Origin of the sequence: Alicyclobacillus acidoterrestris, assembly GCF_022674245.1 — a bacterium.
In the GTDB taxonomy this organism is placed as follows: domain Bacteria; phylum Bacillota; class Bacilli; order Alicyclobacillales; family Alicyclobacillaceae; genus Alicyclobacillus; species Alicyclobacillus acidoterrestris.
In genome coordinates, this window is the sequence record NZ_CP080467.1 from 3,280,326 (window position 1) to 3,301,115 (window position 20,790).

At 53.9% G+C, this 20,790-nt stretch carries 16 protein-coding genes, 1 pseudogene and 1 other annotated feature; of the genes and pseudogenes, 2 read left to right on the top strand and 15 right to left on the bottom strand.

Features of this window, described 5'->3' with window-relative positions; all coding sequences use genetic code 11:
- Positions 1-10: 10 nt before the first annotated feature.
- Together K1I37_RS16155 and K1I37_RS16160 are read right to left on the bottom strand one after the other, a co-directional pair.
- Entirely contained in the window at positions 11-1,936 is a 1,926-nt protein-coding gene (locus tag K1I37_RS16155; protein ID WP_021298387.1) for a methyl-accepting chemotaxis protein, read from the bottom strand.
- A gap of 235 nt (positions 1,937-2,171) precedes the next feature.
- Positions 2,172-2,891, bottom strand: a complete 720-nt coding sequence (locus tag K1I37_RS16160) for a sporulation protein YunB (RefSeq protein ID WP_021298388.1) — start codon at positions 2,889-2,891, stop codon at positions 2,172-2,174.
- 154 nt (positions 2,892-3,045) lie between these two features.
- On the opposite strand from K1I37_RS16160, the gene K1I37_RS16165 reads away from it, so the two are divergent.
- Entirely contained in the window at positions 3,046-5,934 is a 2,889-nt protein-coding gene (locus tag K1I37_RS16165) for a transglycosylase domain-containing protein (protein ID WP_021298389.1), read from the top strand.
- A 125-nt stretch (positions 5,935-6,059) separates the two neighbouring features.
- Here the strand turns inward: K1I37_RS16165 and K1I37_RS16170 are convergent, their stop codons facing one another.
- The gene (locus tag K1I37_RS16170; protein ID WP_021298390.1) at positions 6,060-6,848 is read right to left on the bottom strand and encodes an SDR family oxidoreductase; all 789 of its coding nucleotides are present in this window, start codon (positions 6,846-6,848) and stop codon (positions 6,060-6,062) included.
- Positions 6,849-7,050: 202 nt separating this feature from the next.
- Positions 7,051-9,387 (bottom strand): endonuclease MutS2, encoded by a 2,337-nt coding sequence (locus K1I37_RS16175; protein ID WP_242215926.1) that lies wholly within the window; start codon positions 9,385-9,387, stop codon positions 7,051-7,053.
- A gap of 114 nt (positions 9,388-9,501) precedes the next feature.
- On the opposite strand from K1I37_RS16175, the gene K1I37_RS16180 reads away from it, so the two are divergent.
- Positions 9,502-9,855: a phage holin family protein gene (locus K1I37_RS16180; RefSeq protein WP_021298392.1), complete on the top strand. Its 354-nt coding sequence runs from the start codon at positions 9,502-9,504 to the stop codon at positions 9,853-9,855.
- Between the two features lie 44 nt (positions 9,856-9,899).
- Here K1I37_RS16180 and K1I37_RS16185 read toward each other — a convergent pair whose 3' ends face one another.
- From K1I37_RS16185 to purE, 11 genes and pseudogenes are all read right to left on the bottom strand, one after another.
- Positions 9,900-10,421, bottom strand: a complete 522-nt coding sequence (locus tag K1I37_RS16185; RefSeq protein ID WP_021298393.1) for a CvpA family protein — start codon at positions 10,419-10,421, stop codon at positions 9,900-9,902.
- Positions 10,418-10,693 (bottom strand): cell division protein ZapA, encoded by a 276-nt coding sequence (locus K1I37_RS16190; protein WP_021298394.1) that lies wholly within the window; start codon positions 10,691-10,693, stop codon positions 10,418-10,420. Before K1I37_RS16190 ends, K1I37_RS16185 begins: the two co-directional genes overlap by 4 nt.
- Before the next feature lie 81 nt (positions 10,694-10,774).
- A complete protein-coding gene (gene pheT, locus K1I37_RS16195; protein WP_021298395.1) occupies positions 10,775-13,204 on the bottom strand; it encodes a phenylalanine--tRNA ligase subunit beta in 2,430 nt (809 codons plus the stop codon).
- Between the two features lie 26 nt (positions 13,205-13,230).
- Positions 13,231-14,265 carry a phenylalanine--tRNA ligase subunit alpha gene (gene pheS, locus K1I37_RS16200; RefSeq protein ID WP_031219256.1) on the bottom strand — a complete coding sequence of 345 codons (1,035 nt, stop codon included), beginning with the start codon at positions 14,263-14,265 and terminating at the stop codon, positions 13,231-13,233.
- A gap of 94 nt (positions 14,266-14,359) precedes the next feature.
- Positions 14,360-14,623: a binding site (T-box leader), on the bottom strand.
- A gap of 317 nt (positions 14,624-14,940) precedes the next feature.
- Positions 14,941-16,143: a transposase gene (locus K1I37_RS16205; RefSeq protein WP_242215927.1), complete on the bottom strand. Its 1,203-nt coding sequence runs from the start codon at positions 16,141-16,143 to the stop codon at positions 14,941-14,943.
- A gap of 108 nt (positions 16,144-16,251) precedes the next feature.
- A pseudogene (locus K1I37_RS16215) lies at positions 16,252-17,519 on the bottom strand (ATP-binding cassette domain-containing protein).
- A complete protein-coding gene (locus K1I37_RS16220; RefSeq protein ID WP_021298501.1) occupies positions 17,516-17,818 on the bottom strand; it encodes an ABC transporter permease subunit in 303 nt (100 codons plus the stop codon). The pseudogene K1I37_RS16215 and the gene K1I37_RS16220 overlap by 4 nt, the downstream one beginning before the upstream one ends.
- Before the next feature lie 129 nt (positions 17,819-17,947).
- Positions 17,948-18,454: an ABC transporter permease family protein gene (locus K1I37_RS16225; protein ID WP_021298502.1), complete on the bottom strand. Its 507-nt coding sequence runs from the start codon at positions 18,452-18,454 to the stop codon at positions 17,948-17,950.
- 78 nt (positions 18,455-18,532) lie between these two features.
- Positions 18,533-18,703, bottom strand: coding sequence for a hypothetical protein (locus K1I37_RS16230; RefSeq protein ID WP_021298503.1), 171 nt, complete (start codon positions 18,701-18,703; stop codon positions 18,533-18,535).
- A gap of 358 nt (positions 18,704-19,061) precedes the next feature.
- Complete coding sequence (purK, locus tag K1I37_RS16235; RefSeq protein ID WP_051189662.1) at positions 19,062-20,264, bottom strand: 5-(carboxyamino)imidazole ribonucleotide synthase; 1,203 nt, start codon at positions 20,262-20,264, stop codon at positions 19,062-19,064.
- Entirely contained in the window at positions 20,239-20,775 is a 537-nt protein-coding gene (gene purE, locus K1I37_RS16240) for a 5-(carboxyamino)imidazole ribonucleotide mutase (RefSeq protein ID WP_081654288.1), read from the bottom strand. The genes purK and purE overlap by 26 nt, the downstream gene beginning before the upstream one ends.
- Positions 20,776-20,790: the final 15 nt, after the last annotated feature.

Sequence of the window (20,790 nt, forward strand, 5' to 3'; positions counted from 1 at the left end):
TTGCTAAGCGTTAAATCTGAAACCGCCCGACGGCATTTTGCAGGGATTGCGCAATTTCAGCCAACTCGTGAGAGGACGCTGCAATCTCTTCGACCGTGGCCAACGTCTCTTCACTGCTGGCCGCGTTGTTTTGCGATCCGGCCGCCACCTGTTCCATCAACTCATTCAACTTCCGGATGCGCGTTTGACCCGCATCGATGAGCGTCTTTTGTGTCGCCGCGCGTTCCACGATATCGACGGTCGACGGAACCACTTCCTCCACGGCTTGGCGAATATCGAGGAAGGCACTGTGTGTCCGCTCAAATACCGCACGTCCATCCACAACGGATTGCACGCTATCAGACATCGCCGCCGTCACTTCCGTGACAAGCTCTAGGCTGCGACCGATGATCTCATGGATTCGCGCAGTCGCTTCGCGGCTCTGTTCTGCCAATTGGCGCACTTCCTGTGCGACGACCGCAAAACCGCGTCCGGCATCGCCCGCGCGTGCGGCCTCAATCGAAGCGTTGAGCGCCAGCAGGTTCGTCTCCTCCGCAATCGTTCGAATCGTCCCGACAATCTCTGCAATCGCCTCTGACGACTCGCTTAGGTTGTGCACGCTCGTATTCGTGCGTTCAGCGATTTGCTGAATCATCTGCATCGATTCCTGCGCCTGCTCGACCAGATGCTGACCGCGCTCTGTGGTGGCAGACACGTTTTTCACCGCAGTCGCGACACCATCCGCGCGCGATGCCGTATCGTCACCGTGATGTTGAATCGAGACGAGCGCCTCGTTCAATTCATCTAGCGCCGCAACCGCCTGCTCACTGACATTGGCAAAGTCACCAGCTATGACAGCAATCTCGTTGACAGCCCGCGCCGTCTCGTCGGTACTTGCCGTCATCTGCTGTGCACTCGCCGCAAGCGTATCGGAATGTTGACTGATATTGGCCACCAGGCTCGCAATCGATCCCAGCAGTTCATTCGTGGCATTTGCAAGCTCCGCGACTTCGTCCTGGCTCTTAACCCCTTCGATGCGCTTGGTTAAGTCGCCTCCGGCCGAGGCAATCTCCTTGAGCATCCGCGTCACGCGATTAATGTTGCGCGGCGTGCTCATCGTCGCCGGAATACCCGCAAGGACGCCCACGACAATTGCGATGATAGAGAGAATGCCGAGAACGGCCATCGTTTCCTCAACCGTCATCTTCAAGCGGTCTGCCATCTGTTGCGCCGACTGCTGAGCGTTCGCGACGATGTTGTCCAACCCTTTATTCGCAAGATTTTCCGCCTTATCGCCATCCCCGTTGGATTCCTCTTGAATGGCTTCTGACCCTTCACCACTATTGCGCAAATTGACAAGTCCATCCGCGTAATCGACGTATTGCGTGAACCCCGCCTGCGTGTTCTTGAGGTCTGCTTGAACTGCCGGCTCTCCCGCCAACAAATCGCCCAATTGCGAAAACGACTGCAAATATTTACTCGTAATATCGTCGTAGTCCGACATCAGCTGCGAGTTACCGGTAATGAGGTATCCCCGCATATCGACCTCCAACGTCAACAATTGCTGTTTTAACTCATTGGATTGTTGAACCACTTCTAAATCGTGGTTGGCCAACGTTTGTACCTCGCTTTGCAAGGCAAACATCCGCGCCACCGCCACAATGCCGATGACAATCGTCATGAGAATCACAATCGCGAAGGACCCACCGACTTTCCAGCGGATCGACCGGTAACGAGCGAACCCCTTGTGACTTTTTGCCTCTGCGCCGTCGACCGGTACACTCGGGAACAGCGCATCACTTGCGATAGTCGCAGCGACCTCTTCCGCAGAAACGCTCGACGCCCCGGAAACTTGCTCGGACGCCTCCATCTCCTCGGTGCCCGGCTCGTCAGCAAGAGATGCCGCCCCGTCGAGAACCGTTTCCTCGAGATGGCCTTCTTGATATCTGTCGTTCAATCTTGTTGCCTCCCCCACGTAGATAATCCCTATGTATTCCCTCGCTGATGGCATCACAAGATTTGCGAGAGACAGGACAAGAGAAGTTCCTGCCTCAACAAAGCCGTCACCATCAGCTCTACTGACTACATTTCTCCATTGCACCAAGAAAATCCTGTCGAAGGAGCGCGATTGATGGCAATTGTTCCGCTATTTTGTCGATGCAAACAGTGCCCGCGTCAAGATGACGGGCGTTTTATCGCTTGTTGCGGGCAGGGGCAGGCGAGGAAAACGGATTGCCACCGCCGTAGTACGTGTTGGGTACAGGTCCAGACATCACGAGATAAGCGATGGGCGCCTTCGTTTCAATCACCGTTGGCTTCGCCACAAATGGCGTCACGACCATGACGTCCGCGGTCATGTGCAAATAAATGACGTGCACGACTTGATTCACCCCTTTTGTCTCGACGTCTGTCTCAATTTCCGAGTGGGCGGTGCCCAGAAGTGAAATTTTCACCGGTATCGTAAGGGTCGTCCGAGATAAAAGGAAACCGCTCAAGAGATGCATCATCGGCAGCCGAATCGTCTCACGGGACAACGCCTCCAGACGAGCTTGTGCGCGCGTCGTCGCCTGTGCTTGCAGCTTCGTCAAAAGTGGCAGATTGAACCGCGTGACCGTAATTCCGGAGTGGTCTTCATTGACCGTTGTTTCAATTAACTCGCCATCCTCGGGGAACGACGAGATTTCCTCTGTGACGGCTTCATTCAACGCCTGCGCACCAACCCGGTGAGCTAAAGCCGCAGACGCGGTCGTCACGCTTGGGCGCAACCGCATGTCCAATAAACAGGCCAGTCCGATGAGCGCACAAGCGCAGACCACCCCTAGCGTCAGCCACCCAGGCCGGAACATCCGCCGATATGTGCGCAAGCGCAGACGGCGTTTGGCGGACGGGCGGGATCGAAATCGTTGAGCCACTTGTCCTCCCCCCTCTCCACATCCTACGCAGAGAAAAAGGCGCACATGAAAGCCGTATGAGTTGTTTCATTTCAACTCACTATAACGTTGAAAATGGCTCGACAGGCAATCTTAGGCGATATGCTATAATCTTGCCGATGGAGGGGGGAATACAATGGGCAGAGAACAAGGGCCTGGTGATAAAAAGAATGTAAAAAAACCAGCGGCCCGCACGCGCGACAAATCGGCCAAGGAAAAGTTGGCCAAAGCCGAGCGCACATCGCGACGGCCCGTGTGGACAGCCGTCAAAGTCACGCTGTTCGGACTGGGCAGTCTCGTCATTCTCGGATTGGCCACAGGGACTGGCTATATCTCGTCCATGTTAAAGGGATTGCCGCACGTGAATGCAGCGACATTTCAAAACAACCGTGCTGCCTCCACCGTTTATGACGTCAACGGAAAAGTCATTGGAAGCTTTAAGGGCGACGGCGACCGTCAGCCTATCTCATCGACGAAGCAGGTTTCAGCACAATTGGTGAACGCGTTTGTCGCGGCTGAGGATAAGACGTTCTTCACCAATATGGGCGTCAATCCACTGTCGATGGCGCGCGCCGTCGTCCAGGACGTACTCGGCCACAAAATCGAAAGCGGCGCCAGCACGATTACGCAGCAAACGGTCAAACTGGCGGTTTTTCCACAACAGGAGCGAACCATCCGCCGAAAGGTTCAAGAGATTGCCTTAGCATTGAAAGTGAACCACGAACTAAGCAAAGAAGAAATCATGACAGATTATATGAACTGGGTATACATGGGGCGCTTAGGTACAGATCAGGTCTATGGCGTCAAACGCGCATCCGAAATTATTTTTCATAAAGATCCAAAAAACCTGACGTTATCCGAAGCCGCATTTTTGGCGGCGATTCCGAATAACGCGTCCTATTTTTCGCCTTATCAGTTTCCCAAGCACACCGTAGCCCGGCAGCATTACATCCTTGAACAAATGCTGGATGATCACATGATTTCACAAGGTGCTTACAATCAGGCCATGAAATTTGACATCTTGAAGGATGTCCATAAACCGGCGTCTACTGGGCTGCCTGATCATCCTTACCTGATGCTCGATGAAATTAAACCGCGCGTCGTACAAGCTCTGGTACAAGCTGGGCTCTACGACAACGCCACCGATGCCGAGTCGGCACTGCCCACGGCAGGCCTGCAAATTCACACCACGATTGACCTCAACAAGCAGGAAGACGTGGAAAACATCCTCGAAAATCCGTCGATTTTCGAAGGGACGGCGCCCAGTGGCACATATTCAAAAACCGACCTATACGAGGCAGGTGTGACCATCATTGATAACCAGACAGGCGGTATCGTCGCCATTGGCGGTGGACGCGACTACCTAAAAGATAGTTACGATCACGCCGATATCGCCCGACAACCCGGCTCATCCATTAAACCGCTGCTCGACTATGGCCCTGCTATCGACCGGCGGTTGATTACCGCGGCCACGCCGCTATACGATGCGCCAACGCACTTCTCCTTGCCGACGGAGGACTGGGATCCACAGGATGACGAGGGAGACTTCGTGGGGTTGATGTCGGCGCGCGACGCACTGGCTCAATCGCGCAACGTGCCCGCCATCGACATCCTGGAAGAATTGACGCCGCAAGTCGGGTTTTCGTACCTCAGCAAAATGGGACTGGGTACGACAGATACGACGCTTTACGGGAATCCGACTATCACAACCGACGACACCAGCAACTTGTCATCCGCGATTGGAGGACTCAAGTACGGCGCGACGGTGACGCAAATGACGAGCGCATACACGACATTTGCGAATCAAGGCGTGTGGCATCAAAGCTACATGATTCAGGAAATTGACAACCAGTCTGGCCGCACGTTGTATCAGGCACATCCAAAGACCGCGCAGGTCTTCTCGCCAGCTACAGCCTATATCATCACCGACATGCTCCACGACGTCCTGTACAGCAGCGAGGGAACAGCACAAGCTGTCGGCGCGCAATTCCCTGGCCAGTATATCTCGGGCAAGACGGGTACGACGGATGATCGGGCGGATGGTTGGTTTGTCGGGTACACGCAAAAGTACACGACCGGGATTTGGATGGGGTACAACCATCACGAGGCCATTCCATCCAGCGTGTACAACTTGAAGTTTACCGTCTGGTCGGACATCATGCGCCCGATACTCAAGGAAGCCCCGGCGACCACACCGTGGAAGCGCCCGGCCAACGTGGTTACCGAAGCGGTCAGCAGCATCAGCGGCCAACTGCCGACTGACCTGTCAACTGCACACGGCACCATCCAGACGGAGCCATTCATCGATGGGACACAACCGACGCAATACGACTCGGTCAACGTCGTCGCGAAGTACGTAGTCATTGGGGACAAAGAGTACTTGGCGACCACCAATACGCCACCGTCAGAGATTCGCACCGGCGTGTTCATCAAGTTGCCGTCGGTACCTGACGAAGAACACAAGGTTCCAGGCGGAGAGACGTATCAGACGCCGTATCTGTTGCCCTCGCAGCCTGACCCGCGCGGTGGACAAGTGCTGAGCGGCGGGTCGTCGTCCACGACGACGACCACCACAGTGCCTGCACCAAGTCAAATCGCAGAACATGTGGATGGCGCCAGCGTCGTGTTGTCCTGGACGTCAGTGCCGAGTGCCGCACAATATGCGGTTTATCGCGCAACCAGTGTAAATGGCCCGTATGTCCAAGTAGGCACGACTGGGAGCCCGAGCTTCACAGATTCGCACTTACCAACGGGCGCCAGTGAACTGTATTACGAGGTTTACGCGCAGTCCAACAGTGCCATGTCTGCCGCATCCGCACCCGTGGCCGTATCGCTGTCAGGCAGTACGCCACCCCCTTCAACAGGCCCTGGTCAAACGGGAAGTAACACGACCGGGACGGGAAAAGGCGCAGGTGGAGGCAATGGCGCAAACGACACATCGGGTGGAGCCGGAAACCCGCCGAACTCGACAGCACCACCGAAAGCGAATCAGTGGATGCCTGGGGTAGGAGAACCGTTCAACTGAATACACAAATATGGCGTGCCACGAGGCGCGCCATATTTGCATCCGAAACAGCGTATTTCATCGGGCTTTACCCATCTGGCTTCAACCATTGGCGTTCTGAAAACACAATGAGTCAAGGCGACACGTTATAACGCTTTGACCATCCCACCGTCCACCATCAAAGCGGTGCCTGTGATATAGGTATTGAACGGTGATCCAAGAAAAACCACGGCTTTGGCAAACTCCTCTGGCGTTCCATACCGCCCGAGTGGAATTCTCTCCAACTCCCTTTGCTGTACCTCCGACAACGCCATCCCAGTACGCGCTGCCGTCGCCTCATCAACTTCCCGAACCCTGTCCGTCAAGATGCGCCCCGGCCCTACCGTGTTCACCAAAATACCATAAGGGGCCAATTCCTCGCTCAACGTTTTCGTCAGCCCCCATACGCCCGCCCGCATCGTGTTGGATAGTACCAAGCCCGAAATTGGCTGCTTGATGGACGACGATGTAATATTGACAATTCGCCCGCAAGTCGACCGCTGCAGATGTTGTACCGCTGCCCGAGTCAAGCGAACGACCGACATCAGATTCTGCTCAAAGGCCTGGTACCACGTACTGTCCTCCAATTGCATAAAGGACCCCTTGGGCGGCCCACCTGCGTTACAAATCAGAATGTCCAATCCGTTGCCAAATTCCTCGGCGGCGGCGACAACTCTCGCAATATCGTCTGGTCGATTAACATCCATGCGCACAGCGTTAATACGCTTCCCCGTCTCATCCTCAATCGCCTGCGCGGCCTCGTCGAGCGCTTGCTCGCTGCGGCTGGCAATGGTCACCTTCGCCCCCAAAGACGCATACATCTTCGCACAGGCAAATCCAAGACCCCTGCTGGCTGCCGTCACAAGCACAGATTTCTGGTCTAATCCGTAGTCCACCGTCCAGTCCCTCCTTTGACCAATTGTCTAAACCGGCAACTGGAAATGTTGCGAATCATTTTAAAACAAGAGATAGTTCCTATTCTAGCTTAGACATAACCATTGGTTAATAGACAATCAGTGCCTTGCACGAGAATCTCGACACAAGGCACTGATCAAAGCACTGGTGCAGATAGCGCACAGACAAATATCTGCTATCGTCTCACATCCGAACGGTCACTACCGTAACGCCATCGTCACCTTCACCCTGTCCCCCAGGCACACTGCTCTTTACTTGTGGATGGTGTTGCAAATGGCGGCGGACGGCATTGCGAAGGGCGCCTGTCCCCTTACCGTGGATAATCACGACGCGCGGCAAGCCGGAGACAACGGCGTCGTCGAGATATTTGTCAATTCGGCGAATCGCTTCTTCAACGGTCTCACCACGAACGTCGAGTTCCATGCGAATGTCCTTGGCCACGCCTTTGCGCGTGTGGCGGACTGTCTGCTCTTGCTGCTTCTCTTGGAGCACTTCAATATCGCTGGCTCCCACTTTCATTCGCATCAGTCCCAATTGCACCATCGCTGTACTGCCATCGCCGGAAACCTCGACAATATCGCCTTTTTGTCCCAGGGAAATCACCCGTACGCGCGCACCAACCGTCAATTTCGACTTGGTGCTAGACGCAGATGCCCGTTTCCCTGCGCGCTGTTCCGGGACCAGCCCTTCGAGCGATTTGCGCAGCTCCACCAATTGATGGTCTTTGACGCCCGCAGCAGAGCGCATCTGACGCAGTTCGCGAATGATTTTTTCACTCTCTTGTTGCGCCTGTTCCACCACTCTGGCCGCCTCTTGCTGCGCCCTTTGTCGAATCGCTTCAGCTTCCGCCTCCAAGCGGTTCGACTTGGCTTCCCACTGCTCCCGCAACCGCTCGCTCTCCTCACGTGATGCTTGAGCTTCGCTTGCGGCTTGTTCGGCAGCGCGCCGAGCCTGCTCCAACTTGCCAATCAGTTCCTCCACGTGCACATCGGTCTCGGCCACATGCTCGCGAGCTTCCGCCAAAATATCCTCCGGCAGACCTAACCGGGCGGCAATGGCAAGCGCGTTCGACCGCCCCGGAACACCTACCAACAAACGGTACGTCGGTCGCAGACTCTCGACGTCGAATTCCATACTGGCGTTCATCGCGTGTGGATTGTGAAACGCGTAGCCCTTCAACTCCGCGTAGTGCGTCGTCGCAATGACACGACATCCCACTTCACACAGTCGATTCAATATGGCAATGGCCAAGGCGGACCCTTCTGCCGGATCTGTCCCCGCCCCCAATTCGTCGAGCAACACAAGACTGTCCTTGCGCACCGCGGAGAGCATGTGAATGATGTTCGTCATATGGGCAGAAAATGTGGAGAGACTCTGTTCAATACTCTGCTCGTCTCCGATATCGACAAAGATGTCGGAACAAAAACCAATTTCACTCTCGCGTTCAGTCGGCAAGAAACAGCCTGACATCGCCATCAAGGTAAGCAACCCGATGGTTTTTAGCGTAACCGTCTTGCCACCGGTATTCGGGCCCGTGACAATTAACAAATGGTAGTCATCGCCCAAGGTGACATCCACCGGGACCGCGTCGCGGTTCAATTGTGGATGGCGCGCACCGTACAGCCGCCAGACACCCTCGGTCAACGTGGGTCGTTTGGCGTGAAGCGCTTTGGCGTAACCCGCCTTGGCGAACCACAAATCCACTGTCTCCAGGACTTCAACGTTCCCGAGCAACTCATCTGCCACCACGGCCACCGTCTGCGACAACTGTAACAAAATACGTTCAATTTCACGCTCTTCCAGAATCTCCAACTCACGTACCTTGTTACTGATGTCGACCACCGCTTGCGGCTCGATGTACACCGTTGAACCGGACGCGGACACGTCTCGCACAATGCCGTTGACCTGATTTTTATGTTCCACGCGCACGGGCAGGCAAAAGTGCGATCCGCGCATCGCGATAATAGGTTCCTGAAGCACTTTTTGGTTCGATCTCAACATCCTATCGAGCACTGTCCGTACCTGACCCTCAGCCTTACGCCGCTCCGTGCGCAATTCATGCAACGTCTTGCTCGCGTTGTCGAGCACCTGTGCATCATCGTCGATAGCCGAGCGAATTTCCTGTTCGGTGCGCCTTGCGTCCACCATCCGTTCCAGCAACTGCACGAGATGTTCCACTTCGACGAGTTCGGCTGCGTGCTGGACATATTGTCGAAACTGTCGACCACCGTGAATCAACTGGGCAACTGCGAGCAGCCGCTCAGCGGAGAGCGTGCCGCCAACTTTCGCCCGCTGCAAATCGGCCCTGATGTCTGTAATACCAGAAAACGGCGGACCCCCAGCGCGCAGCAAGCAGCGGAGACTCTCGTCCACCGCCTGAAGTTCCACCTCAGCGTCGGACATTTGTGTAAAAGGCTGCATCGAAAGCGCTGCACGTTTACCCAAACTGGACATCGCGTACTGAGCAATTTGTTCTTGAATGTATTTGTATTCTAGAGCCCGTAAAGACCGCTCTAACATATATCGCACTCCACTCGGGGGGAAGTTCAAAAAATCCCATTCATTGTACCACATTGGCTTGTCGCAGGCAGGAAAGTCTAAAGGCAGACCAAGCGTAGGAGGGGGATTTCACAGATGCACATCATCGGCACCATCATCCGCTTTGTCGTATCTGCACTCGTCCTGATGCTCGTGGGTTACTTAGTACCCGGCTTTGGCGTGATGGGTTTCTGGTCGGCAATTTTGGCCGCCATCGTGATCGCCGTGCTCGGGTGGGCAGTGGAACAGATCTTTGGTCGACGGATTTCACCGTACGGACGAGGTATCGTTGGATTCATCTCAGGTGCGGTCGTGATTTACATCGCACAGTTGTTCGTTCCAGGGATGCGCGCGAGCATCCTCGGTGCGCTGTTAGCGTCACTCGTCATTGGTATCATCGACTTGTTCGTCCCCACCAACTTTCGTGGGCGAAACACCGACGGAACGTAAAACGCACAGAATGTGTGGCAGGGTCAACCGCATCTCTGTGGAGGTCAATCGGCGATTCGCGAATGAATCGCCGATTGTACCTGTTTTCCGTCCAACCATTGGGCAACGCTTGAGTGGTTCAACTGCTGTTGAATCACAGGTGTATTTACATAGTGCAAAATCATGGCGACGACAAATACGAACAAAATTGCTAAGGCGACGCCGGCGACAAGGCCTACCATACGATTGACAAACGACAAAACAGGCAAACTGAACAACGCGTCAAGCAACCCAGCTGCGTATCGAAGCAACAAAAATGTCACCAGAAACACGAGGCCAAACGCGATGGCACCAGACAAGTTGCCAAACAGGAAACTGGCGGCAGACGGTTTCGCAGCGTTTGAGAACACATGCATGTTCTGAATCACGGGCGCGACGTACGGCCGTAACCAATAGGATACGAAATAGGCGATGACCGCCCCAAATAAGCGAGTCACTTGCCGTACGACGCCGAGTCGATAACCGTTCACGCCACCCAGGGCGATGACCCCGAAAAAAATGAAATCCAATACGTCAAAACTGCTCAAGAAGAAGTGTCACCTCGTGTCTTTTCGTCCAGCAAGCTGAGCAAGTCATAGTATTCCTTTTTCAAGCGCTCCAGTTCATCTGCGAGGTTGAGCGCAGTCAATACGGCCACACGCCGTTCATCCATATAGGTTGACGTATTCGAAATCTCGGTCATCAGCTTGTCCACTGTCTCGGCAACCGCATATAAATGTGAGGTCGGAGCAGAACCTCTGAGCGTATACTCCATTCCGTGAATGGTGACCCTTACCCGATTGATTGAGTCGTTGTCCATCGCGCTCCCCCCTTAGACAACCCTTACGCCCATATTCCATGCAATGTGCTCAGATTCCTGCCATTGCCATCGTCTGGATGCCTATCCACGCAAATGCGCATCGAATTGGGCCTCGAGCGCCTGAAGTACTTCCTGCACGGCTTCGTCGATTTCGGCATCCGTCAGCGTTCGCTCATTTGCGCCAAAGTACAACGCGAGTGCGATGCTCTTTTGATGCTCGGCAATTCCTTTGCCTTCGTACACGTCGAACACACTGGCGGATCTCAAGATTTCTCGCTTGGACCTCAGTCCATCAATACACTCGAGCATCTTGCCAACCAGCACGTCTTTGTTCACGACGAGCGCCAAATCGCGACGGGCACCTGGAAAGCGCGGCAAAGATTCAACGAGGAGCGAAGTCGTGTGCCGCTTGACCAATTGCTCCACTTCGAGTTCAGCGTACAGTGTCGTCGACAAATCGTATCCCGCTGCAGTGGTCGGATGAATCTCTCCGACAAAGCCAATTCGCTGACCATCACAGACAATTGCGGCAGATCTGCCGGGGTGCAGCCAAGACACTTGCGCCCGTTCATACTGCACGTCGATACCAAAACCATCTAACACCTGTTCGACAGCTCCCTTGGCATCGTAAAAGTCGTATGGACGCGCGCGCTCGTGCAAACTGTCTGGCAGCGTACCAAACCACATCATCGCGACAACTTCCCGTTCGCGCGGTTGCTGTGTGATGGGCAACGCATCTGCTTCATACGTACGTCCAAACTCAAACACCGCACCGCCATCGACCCGGTGCGCCAAATTGTAACGTGCCACCTCGGCCAGGCTTGGCAAAAGATGCGTGCGGAGGACCCGTCGCTCATCCGACATCGGATACGCCAGCGGGATCATGTTGAGCATACGGTCCCCTTCTGCCAATTGGAGCGGTGCATACGCCTCTGGAGACGTAAATGCATAGGTGCGCACTTCGAACAGGCCGCGTGTGACCAACGTATTGCGAACCTGTTCCAGGATGTGCTGACGGGCATCTCGATTGCCTGTCGTCACAGGTCCCAGCGGCAGCGTCGACGGAATATTGTCGTAGCCGTACAAACGAGCCACTTCTTCAACCAAGTCCGCCGCAAGCGCGATGTCTGGTCTGCGGGACGGAACGTTGACAATCCAATTTTCGCTGTCTTCCACCACCGTAAACCCGAGTCGCCGGAACAACTCGTGCATCATTTCGTCGCTGATGTCGCACCCGAGCAATTCGCGGCACCGGTTCGGCGAAAATGGAACGCGCTGTGCCAACGCGCTCTCGGCATCCGTCGTGGCTGTAGCAACGCCCCCAGATATCTGTCCACCGGCAAACTGCACAAGCAATTGTGTCGCGCGCAGAAGTGCGGTGCGGACGACGGCCGGATCAATCCCTTTTTCAAAGCGCTGTTGCGCCTCCGAGCGCAAGCCTAACTTTTGCCCTGTACGGCGAGTCGACGGTGCGTCAAATCTCGCAGATTCGATCACGACGCGCGTCGTCGACGAATGGATTTCGCTGTTTTCTCCGCCCATCACGCCGGCGAGTCCGATGGCTTTTTCCGGATCTGCAATCACCAACATGTCGTTGTCGAGACGTCGCTCTGTTCCGTCCAAGGTGACAAGCGTCTCCTCAGACTTCGCTTGCCGGACGACAATCGTCGAGTCAGCAATCCTGCCGGCATCAAACGCATGCAACGGCTGGCCCCATTCCAACATCACATAGTTCGTGACATCGACAATGACATCAATCGGGCGAACGCCCATCGACAACAACCGCATTTGCATCCACAGCGGCGACGGCACAGCTTGCAAATCAGTGAGTACCAGCGCGTCGTAGCGGGTACAACGGTCACTTTCAATCCGAACGCGAATCGGTGACGGTTCATTCGGCAGCGCCACGTCGATATCCGTCGGGAACGTCGTTTGTTTGCCAGTCAGCGCCGCAATTTCATATGCGAGGCCACGGATGGACAAACAGTCACTGCGATTCGGCGTCAAGTCGATATCGAGAACGTAATCATCGAGGTGCAGAACTTGGACGATATCTGCGCCAATCTCCGTGTCCTCCGGCAGAATATACAAGCCTACCGTTTGATTCTGCGGCAAAAGTCGCGTATCGAGACCGATTTCCGCGGCAGAACAGAGCATTCCGTTCGACGTGACGCCGCGCAACTTCGCCCGCTTGATTTGCTTGTCCCCTGGCAACTTCGCACCCGGCAGCGCCACGGGTACCTTCTGCCCAGGTTGCACATTCGGTGCCCCGCAGACAATTTTCAACAACTCGCCCTGTCCGACGTCGACCTGACAAACGTGCAGCCTGTCTGCGTCCGGATGCTGCTCCATGTCGCGGACAAGTCCCACGACGACGCCCTCAACCCCCTGGTTGCGCGGCGCTATTCCGTCAACCGCCAATCCGCCACGCGTGAGCGCCTCCGCCAGCTGTTCGGGAGACATATCGCGGAGATCTACATATTCACTCAGCCATTGATATGATACTTTCACGTCTCATCCCTGTCCTTTCGTCTTCGTCATACCTTCGCAAATTGGCGCAACAACCGGAGGTCGTTCTGGTACAACTGACGAATATCCGTAATGCCATATTTCAACATCGCAATGCGCTCTGGGCCCATGCCGAACGCAAAACCACTGTAAATTGAACTGTCGTATCCAGCCATATCGAGCACGCGCGGATGGACCATGCCCGCACCGAGAATCTCAATCCACCCAGTATCCTTACAGACGCGGCAACCGTGGCCCTGACAGTGGACACAGACGAGATCGACTTCGGCGCTTGGCTCTGTAAACGGGAAATAACTTGGGCGCAACCGAACGCGCTGATGTTCACCGAACAGCGCCTTCGCAAACGCCTCCAGCACGCCCTTGAGGTCACTCATCCGGATGCCCTTGTCGACGACCAGCCCCTCAATCTGGGTAAACGCGTGCGAGTGCGTCGCATCGTCTTCGTCCCGACGATAGACACGCCCCGGAACAATCACCTTAATCGGCGCATGCGGATGCATTTGTTCCATCGTGCGCACTTGCATCGGCGAAGTGTGGGTCCGCATCAAGAGCTCTTCCGTGATGTAAAACGTGTCCTGCATATCCCGCGCAGGGTGATCTTTTGGAAGGTTGAGCATTTCAAAATTATAGCGATCCGTCTCGACCTCTGGCCCATCCGCAATCATAAATCCCATGCCCAAGAAAATGTCCTCAATGTCGCGAATCACCCGGGAAATTGGATGAACTGCGCCAACATCTCTGTGTCGTCCTGGCAATGTGATGTCAATGGTCTCCGCCGCCAGTCGCGCGTTCTGTTCTGCGGCCTCAATCGATTCGCGTTTGCTGGTAAATGCACCTTCCAGCGCTTGACGGCGTTCATTTAACAACTGTCCGAAGAGCGGACGGGTCTGTGCATCCAATTGTCCCATCTGCTTCGATAACGTCGTCAATTCGCTCTTTTTCCCCAAATACGCGACGCGCCATTCGCCTAAGCGCTTGGTATCCTGCACATCATCCAATTCTTGCAGCGCTTTGGCGTGCAGCGTAGCCAATTCTTGTTTCAACGCTTCTAAATCCATGGACGCCCCTCCATCATCAGTCGGAAATCCCGGCATAACCTCGATTGCCGCTGGAAAATAAAAAAGAGCACCCCCCCTCCGTAGGGACGAGGTTGCTCGCGGTACCACCCTAATTGGCGACAGATGTCGCCCGACTCTTCACGATAACGGATGAGTCGACTCAATCGACTCCATCCGGCAAGGCCTACTTGTACGTCCAAGACTGGGTCCACCCCAAATACTCGCGCCGTTCAACCTTGCAGCTCTGAGGGGAACTTCAATCAGTTTCATCCGGCACACTTCCAGTCAAGGTGCGCCTCCCTGTAGGATTATCCTGATTTACTCGCCTCATCAACGCCGCAAAATATGTTTTCGGTTCAGAGTATACGCAAATGTCACAGATGGTGCAACTAAACAGGTGTGCAAAAGAGAGCATTATTGAAGCTAAGTGACGTCCCCTATCCGTGATGGCTCCACGAAGTGACACATCACACGATGCTCACCCACTGAGCGCAACAACTGATTTGTATGACGCGCGACAAATCGTGCGAAATAAACGAGCGTTTTGCAGAATGGTCGTTTTGGGTGGAGGTGAAAAAGGAACAACACCTAGGGTAAGCAGACAATATTCCATATATCGGTATTCTTGCGCCGTGTCTCATCAGGTCAACTTGTTATGATTTATGCAGTTTTCTTGTGTCGTTCGATATGGTTCACAGCTAGTGCCGATGCAAGTAACACGATCGCGTTGAGGAACATGTACGCCTTTACTTTTCGGATGCCTCGGACATGGACGTCGTTTGCCGTCAAATTTGTCTTAAGCCTTGCGTTGCAACGCTCTACAGCAGTTCGCTCGTTGTATAACAACTTCCAATTCTGCGTGCCTCGGTGTGGTGTGCAGTACCGCCGAATATCTTCTGTGATCCGCTTTTTGACCACCATACCGTAGTTGGATTCGGAACATGCCGCGATTCCAAGCGGACAATCCACCTTCCCAACCGCGTGCGGACAGCGAAACTTTAGTCGGTCACCGTCCGCACCCCAATACACCATGTTATATCCCATCGTGCAACGCGGCGTCCCGTCCGATGCGATTCCTTCAGGCGGTTCTTTTTCACCGCGCTTGTTCATCGCGATAATCGCCTGTGCACCATATTGACGAACCGTTTCATAGTTTTTGACTTGATCATATCCAGCATCCATCATGACAAAGTCGATTTTCCAACCGTGCGTCGTCACGACGTGTTCCAGCAATGGCGCCGCCATCTCACCATCAAAGACGTTCGCTGGTGTGACATCCAAAGCAACTGGCAGTTCACTCGCGGTGTCCACAGCCAAGTGGAATTTGTATCCGAACCAAGCAAGCTTGTTGCCAAAGGTATCGTATTTTGCGCCCCAGTTGGCATTGCCCGTTTCCTGGCTCTTGGACTTAGGTTGTTTTTTCTCGTAGGACTTCACGGCGGCACTGTCCACAGCCAAATGGCGTCCGTTGATGATGCTCGCTTCTTTACATTGACTAACCAGGTCAATGAAGAGCTTCTCAGCGAGACCCAACTCAACAACGGCTGAAAACACGCGACTCAGTGTGGAGACCGACGGGGCTGCTTCGTCGATTCGAAACCCACACTGGTAGCGAAAGCATATATCTAGCGCCAACCGTTCATGAAGCCTTGTGAACGTTGAGATTCCTTCAAGCGGAGCAGCCAGCAATGCACGCAGAATCGCTTCACGATTCATAGGTTTCGCGCCTTGGGGTGACTGTTTTCTCAATTTTGAAGCATAGGGTTGTAAATCCAAGACAGCAAAGAACAAGGGCAGACGATCGCTGGAGTCAATTTCTAACCAGTCTTCAAAGGAAAAGAGCGATGGTTGGAGAATATACATAGTGGGACTTCCCTCCTCGAAAATTTCTGGTTTGGGTTACTTGAAATTTTCTCGAAGGTTGGGGTGAAGTCCTTTTTCATGCCCTCAGAACCCTTGCCCTGCGGGAGTTTATAAATCTGCAAAACGCTCAAACAAGTAACCATAGCCGTTTCGCTGCTGCAATTCTTTCAAAAGGTGTAAAATCTGCACGCCTGTCGAAACATCTAGCGCCGAAATCACTTCATCACAAATGATGATTTCCGGCTCTACCATCAGTGCCCGCGCAATATTCACTCGTTGGCATTGCCCACGACTCAACTCTACCGGATACTTGTCCAAATAAGTAGTCGGCAGTTCAACCATCTCCAACAGCCGCTCTGCCGCCGCCCTTCTATCCGCATGATTTTTCACGCCAAAATACCAAAGTGGCTCTGCCCAATTGTCCGATATGGATTTAAGGCGTCTACAGGGTCTTGGTGTATGTACTGAATGCGCCTGCGCAATAACCGCGCTTCGCGCCGTGATAACGAATAAATCTCCAAGTCCCCATAAAACACGCTTCCTGCGCTTGGCTTTTCTAGTCCGGCCAGGCAGCGGCCTAATGTGCTCTTGCCGGATCCGCTTTCCCCAACCAATCCGATTGTCTCACCGGCCCGAATCCGCAGCGACACGTTGCGGACAGCCGAAACCGCCACAGACGAATGAAACCATCGCTTCCACCCCCAAGTCGGCGTCGGCGGTTGCAACCCGATGCCCAAAAAACTCAACGTCGATATCACCCCGATGGCGGTTCGAAACGATAAGGTAGCGAGTACCAAGACCGTAGGCGCCAGGTACGGAAGGATGTGAAAGACGATAACCTTCCATTTCGTTCCACCTACCGCATAAGCCGCCTGAATGAATGTTCTGCCCTGGAGCCCCCTCGACTCGTCATACATCAACCAAAAGAATTGACCCCACAGTGAAAAGAACATCGAAAGCACCATGCCGAGCGCGTGATTTCCAAATAGCGCAACAATCATGAGTGGAAGCCAACGAGTTGGGAAAATGATTGAAATTTGGCCGAGAAATAAAATGACTGGTGTGAGGACCGGAACGAGATTGTAACCGGCGCCCATTCCCAATAAAGTCCCAATCAGCATCGCGAGGACGACCGACACCAAGGATAGCCCCAAAGTCACGCCCGTCGCCGCGATCAGGCGACTCAACACATCCCTGCCAAGTTCGTCTGTCCCCATCAGAAATGCGTGTGAAGGCGGTTGCAACTTCCCTCCGACAAACGGCTCAATCGGCGAATAAAAATGGCCGCTTGTCGCGATATAGAGAGCTGCGGCGAGCACCAAACCGAAGACACACCAACCCAATATCGCCTTTCGACCTACCCATCGCTGACTCATGCGCTTACCCTCCGCCCTGCCTGCTGAAGGCGCGGATCCAGCCACGGCTGGACGAGATCAGTGACAAATCGCAACGCCAAAAAGATTATCGCGGGCACAAAAATACAGCCTTGAAGCAGCGGCAAGTCCCGCGTGGACAAAGCATGGATTGCCAGACTCCCGACCCCTTCATACGCAAAGATGTTCTCCACAATAATCGTGCTTCCGAGCAACTGACCAACTTGAATCGACAAATAGGAGAAGACTAAAATCAACGCAGGGCGCAGCAAATACTGAATGTACAGACGCCTTGGCGCCAACCCTTTGGCGCGCAGTCACAACGAACTTTTCCTCCATCACTTCCCGCAATTTCGTCCGCAGTAAGAGACCACTCTTGATGCTTCCGAGCCAGCAAGCAGCACCACAGGCATCACCAGAGACTGAATTCCTTAACTACCCGAAGGCGGGAACCACTTCAACTTGACGCCGAAAATCTCAATCGCCAAAATGACCGGAACAAAACCTGGCAGTGAATACAGCAATAATAGAAACCGCTGAAACATGCGTTCAGTTCTGTCCGATGCCCACAAACTGAGAAACGCGAAGACAATTCCCCCGATCATTCCCAGTGGCAACGACAAACCAACTAATTTAATGGTCCCCCAGACATACGGCACGAGAATCTGACTGACAGGCTGTTGCATTTCATACGAGTTCCCAAAATGACCTGTTACCGTGCGTCCCACGTAGTGCAGCAATTGCGCCCAAAACGATTGATTCCAGCCAATTTCCGCCCGAAACGCAGCCCTTTGCGACTGTGTCGCATCGATAGACAAGATAGAATAAGAGGGATCGCCCATCAGTTTGCTGACGACAAAGAGTAAGACGGAAACCGCCAACAGGACCATGAAGTCGCCAAACAGACGTCTGACGGCTTGGATGACAGAAAGCATCATGGTTTACTTCTCCTGAATTTGTTGAATCTGAATCTGCGTCGCTCCGTTAAGCTGCCAATTGATTTGGTTCGACACACCTTAAATATTCGACGGCTGCAAAAGCCACACAACCGCCGCCTGCTGCTTCGTCACTTCCAAAATCTGCTTGAATACTGCGGTTCGCTTCGCCAAATCAGGCGCGGCCAAGTACTGCTGAATCAAGTTGCCAACTTCCGCAGATCGTCTTACCGTCCCAGTGTTGTTGAACAAGCTGCTTCACCTGACGACCGAATCAGTAGCCATCTCCATCATCCTTCCGTTATAGGCTTGCCTCACGATACTGACCCTAGCTGAAAGTTGACTTTGTTAGTCATGTATCATGTTTCCAATGTTAAAATTAGAATATGATAATATAAATAGTTAGTTTATATTAATTAATAAAATTATCACCTAATAACCATAACTTTACAAGTCGAATAAACCTATACTTTACACATAAATTACATTTCATAAGATTAACTGGAATCTGCCTAGCGCCCTGGGTGTACATAAAAAGAGGCGGCACACCGGGTGTTCCCGATGTGCCGCCTCTTTCCTTCGCGGGGCATAAAGGTATCAAAACGAACGCTTAATTCCAAATCTCCTGTTTGTCAATCCAGTTGAGTGCCTCGTCAACGTGATCGCACAACACATTCAAATGTCCCATTTTCCGATCCGTCCTCGCCTCTGCCTTTCCATACAAATGCACTTTGACATGTCCTGGCAACGTCGACATTCGGGCCAATACTTCTTCTAAATGCTGCCCGAGGACATTGACCATCACGACCGGCGTCAGCAAAGAGACATCTCCCAACGGGAGGTTACAGATAGCGCGAATGTGCTGCTCAAACTGACTGGTCACACAGGCGTCCATTGTATAATGCCCACTGTTGTGCGGTCGGGGAGCGAGTTCATTGACGAACAACTGCCCGTCTTCTGTAACGAACATCTCCACGGCAAGCAATCCAACAATCTCCATCGCCTGCGCGATTTGCTCAGCAAGCACCTGCGCCTGATGGAGTAAGGGTTCCGGGAATCTCGCAGGCACAATGGAGAGATGCAGAATGTGATTGACGTGCTGGTTTTCCGCAGGTGGGAACGCCTTCACTTCTCCCCTTGCATTCCTCGCGACCACGACAGACAATTCCCCGCGAAACGGGATAAACTGTTCCGCAATCAAAGGGGCCAACGAACTGCCGCTATCGCGATTTACAACGAAAATCTCTTCCCATTCCGCGCGATGCGCCGAAAGGTCAGCAGGTGAATGAATCATCCACTGCCCTTTGCCGTCATATCCACCGCGGGACGTTTTGACCACGATTTTTGGGCCGAGTGTTGTCGTTGCGTTCTCGAAATCCTCGAATGAAAAAATGGGTACAAACGGGGTCACTGGGATGCCAGCGTCGGAAAGCGACGTCTTTTCGCGTACGCGATGTTGTGTCGTCGCCAAAAGTGTACTCCCCTGTGGCACACGGCTGAACGTCTCCAGCGCTTGCGCCACGTCGGCGTCGACGTTCTCAAATTCATACGTCACCACGTCCGACGCTTCCGCGAGTCGCCGAGCCGCTTCGATATCCGAGAACGCCGCGACGACCTGCTTGTCCGCAACATGGGCAGTAGGGCAGTCCGGTGTCGGATCAAGAACCGTAAAGCGATAACCTAAAGCCCGCCCAGCGAGCGCCATCATTCGACCGAGCTGGCCGCCACCCAAAATGCCAATTGTGGCAGGCGGCAAAATCACGGAGGTCACATCATTGGATTTTGCGTCACGAAGCACCGGGCTCACCTCCATCCAGCACTTGCCGCTCAATGGTTTCACGGCGCGCTGCATAGCGACTGGCGAGCGCATCATCAGAGACCGCCAACAACCGCGCAGCAAACAACCCAGCGTTTGTCGCACCAGCGCGACCAATCGCCATTGTGGCGACAGGTACCCCCCCCGGCATCTGTACGATGGACAACAGCGACTCCAATCCTTGAAGTGTCGACGTTTTTACTGGTACGCCGATGACCGGTAAATCTGTCTTGGCTGCTACCATGCCTGGTAGGTGTGCGGCACCGCCAGCACCCGCGATAATGACCTGTAACCCCCTGGCACGAGCCGTAGCAGCGTATTCAAACATATAATCGGGTGTACGGTGCGCGGACACGACCTTCTTCTCGTACGGGACCTCTAACTCGTCCAGTACCGTGCACGCGTGCACCATAGTATCCCAATCAGACTGACTTCCCATGATGACGCCGACCACTGGCTTGGTCACGGTGTTTCTCCTTCCTAACTCACAATCGTTACAATACGCCATATTCAAAAAAGGCAC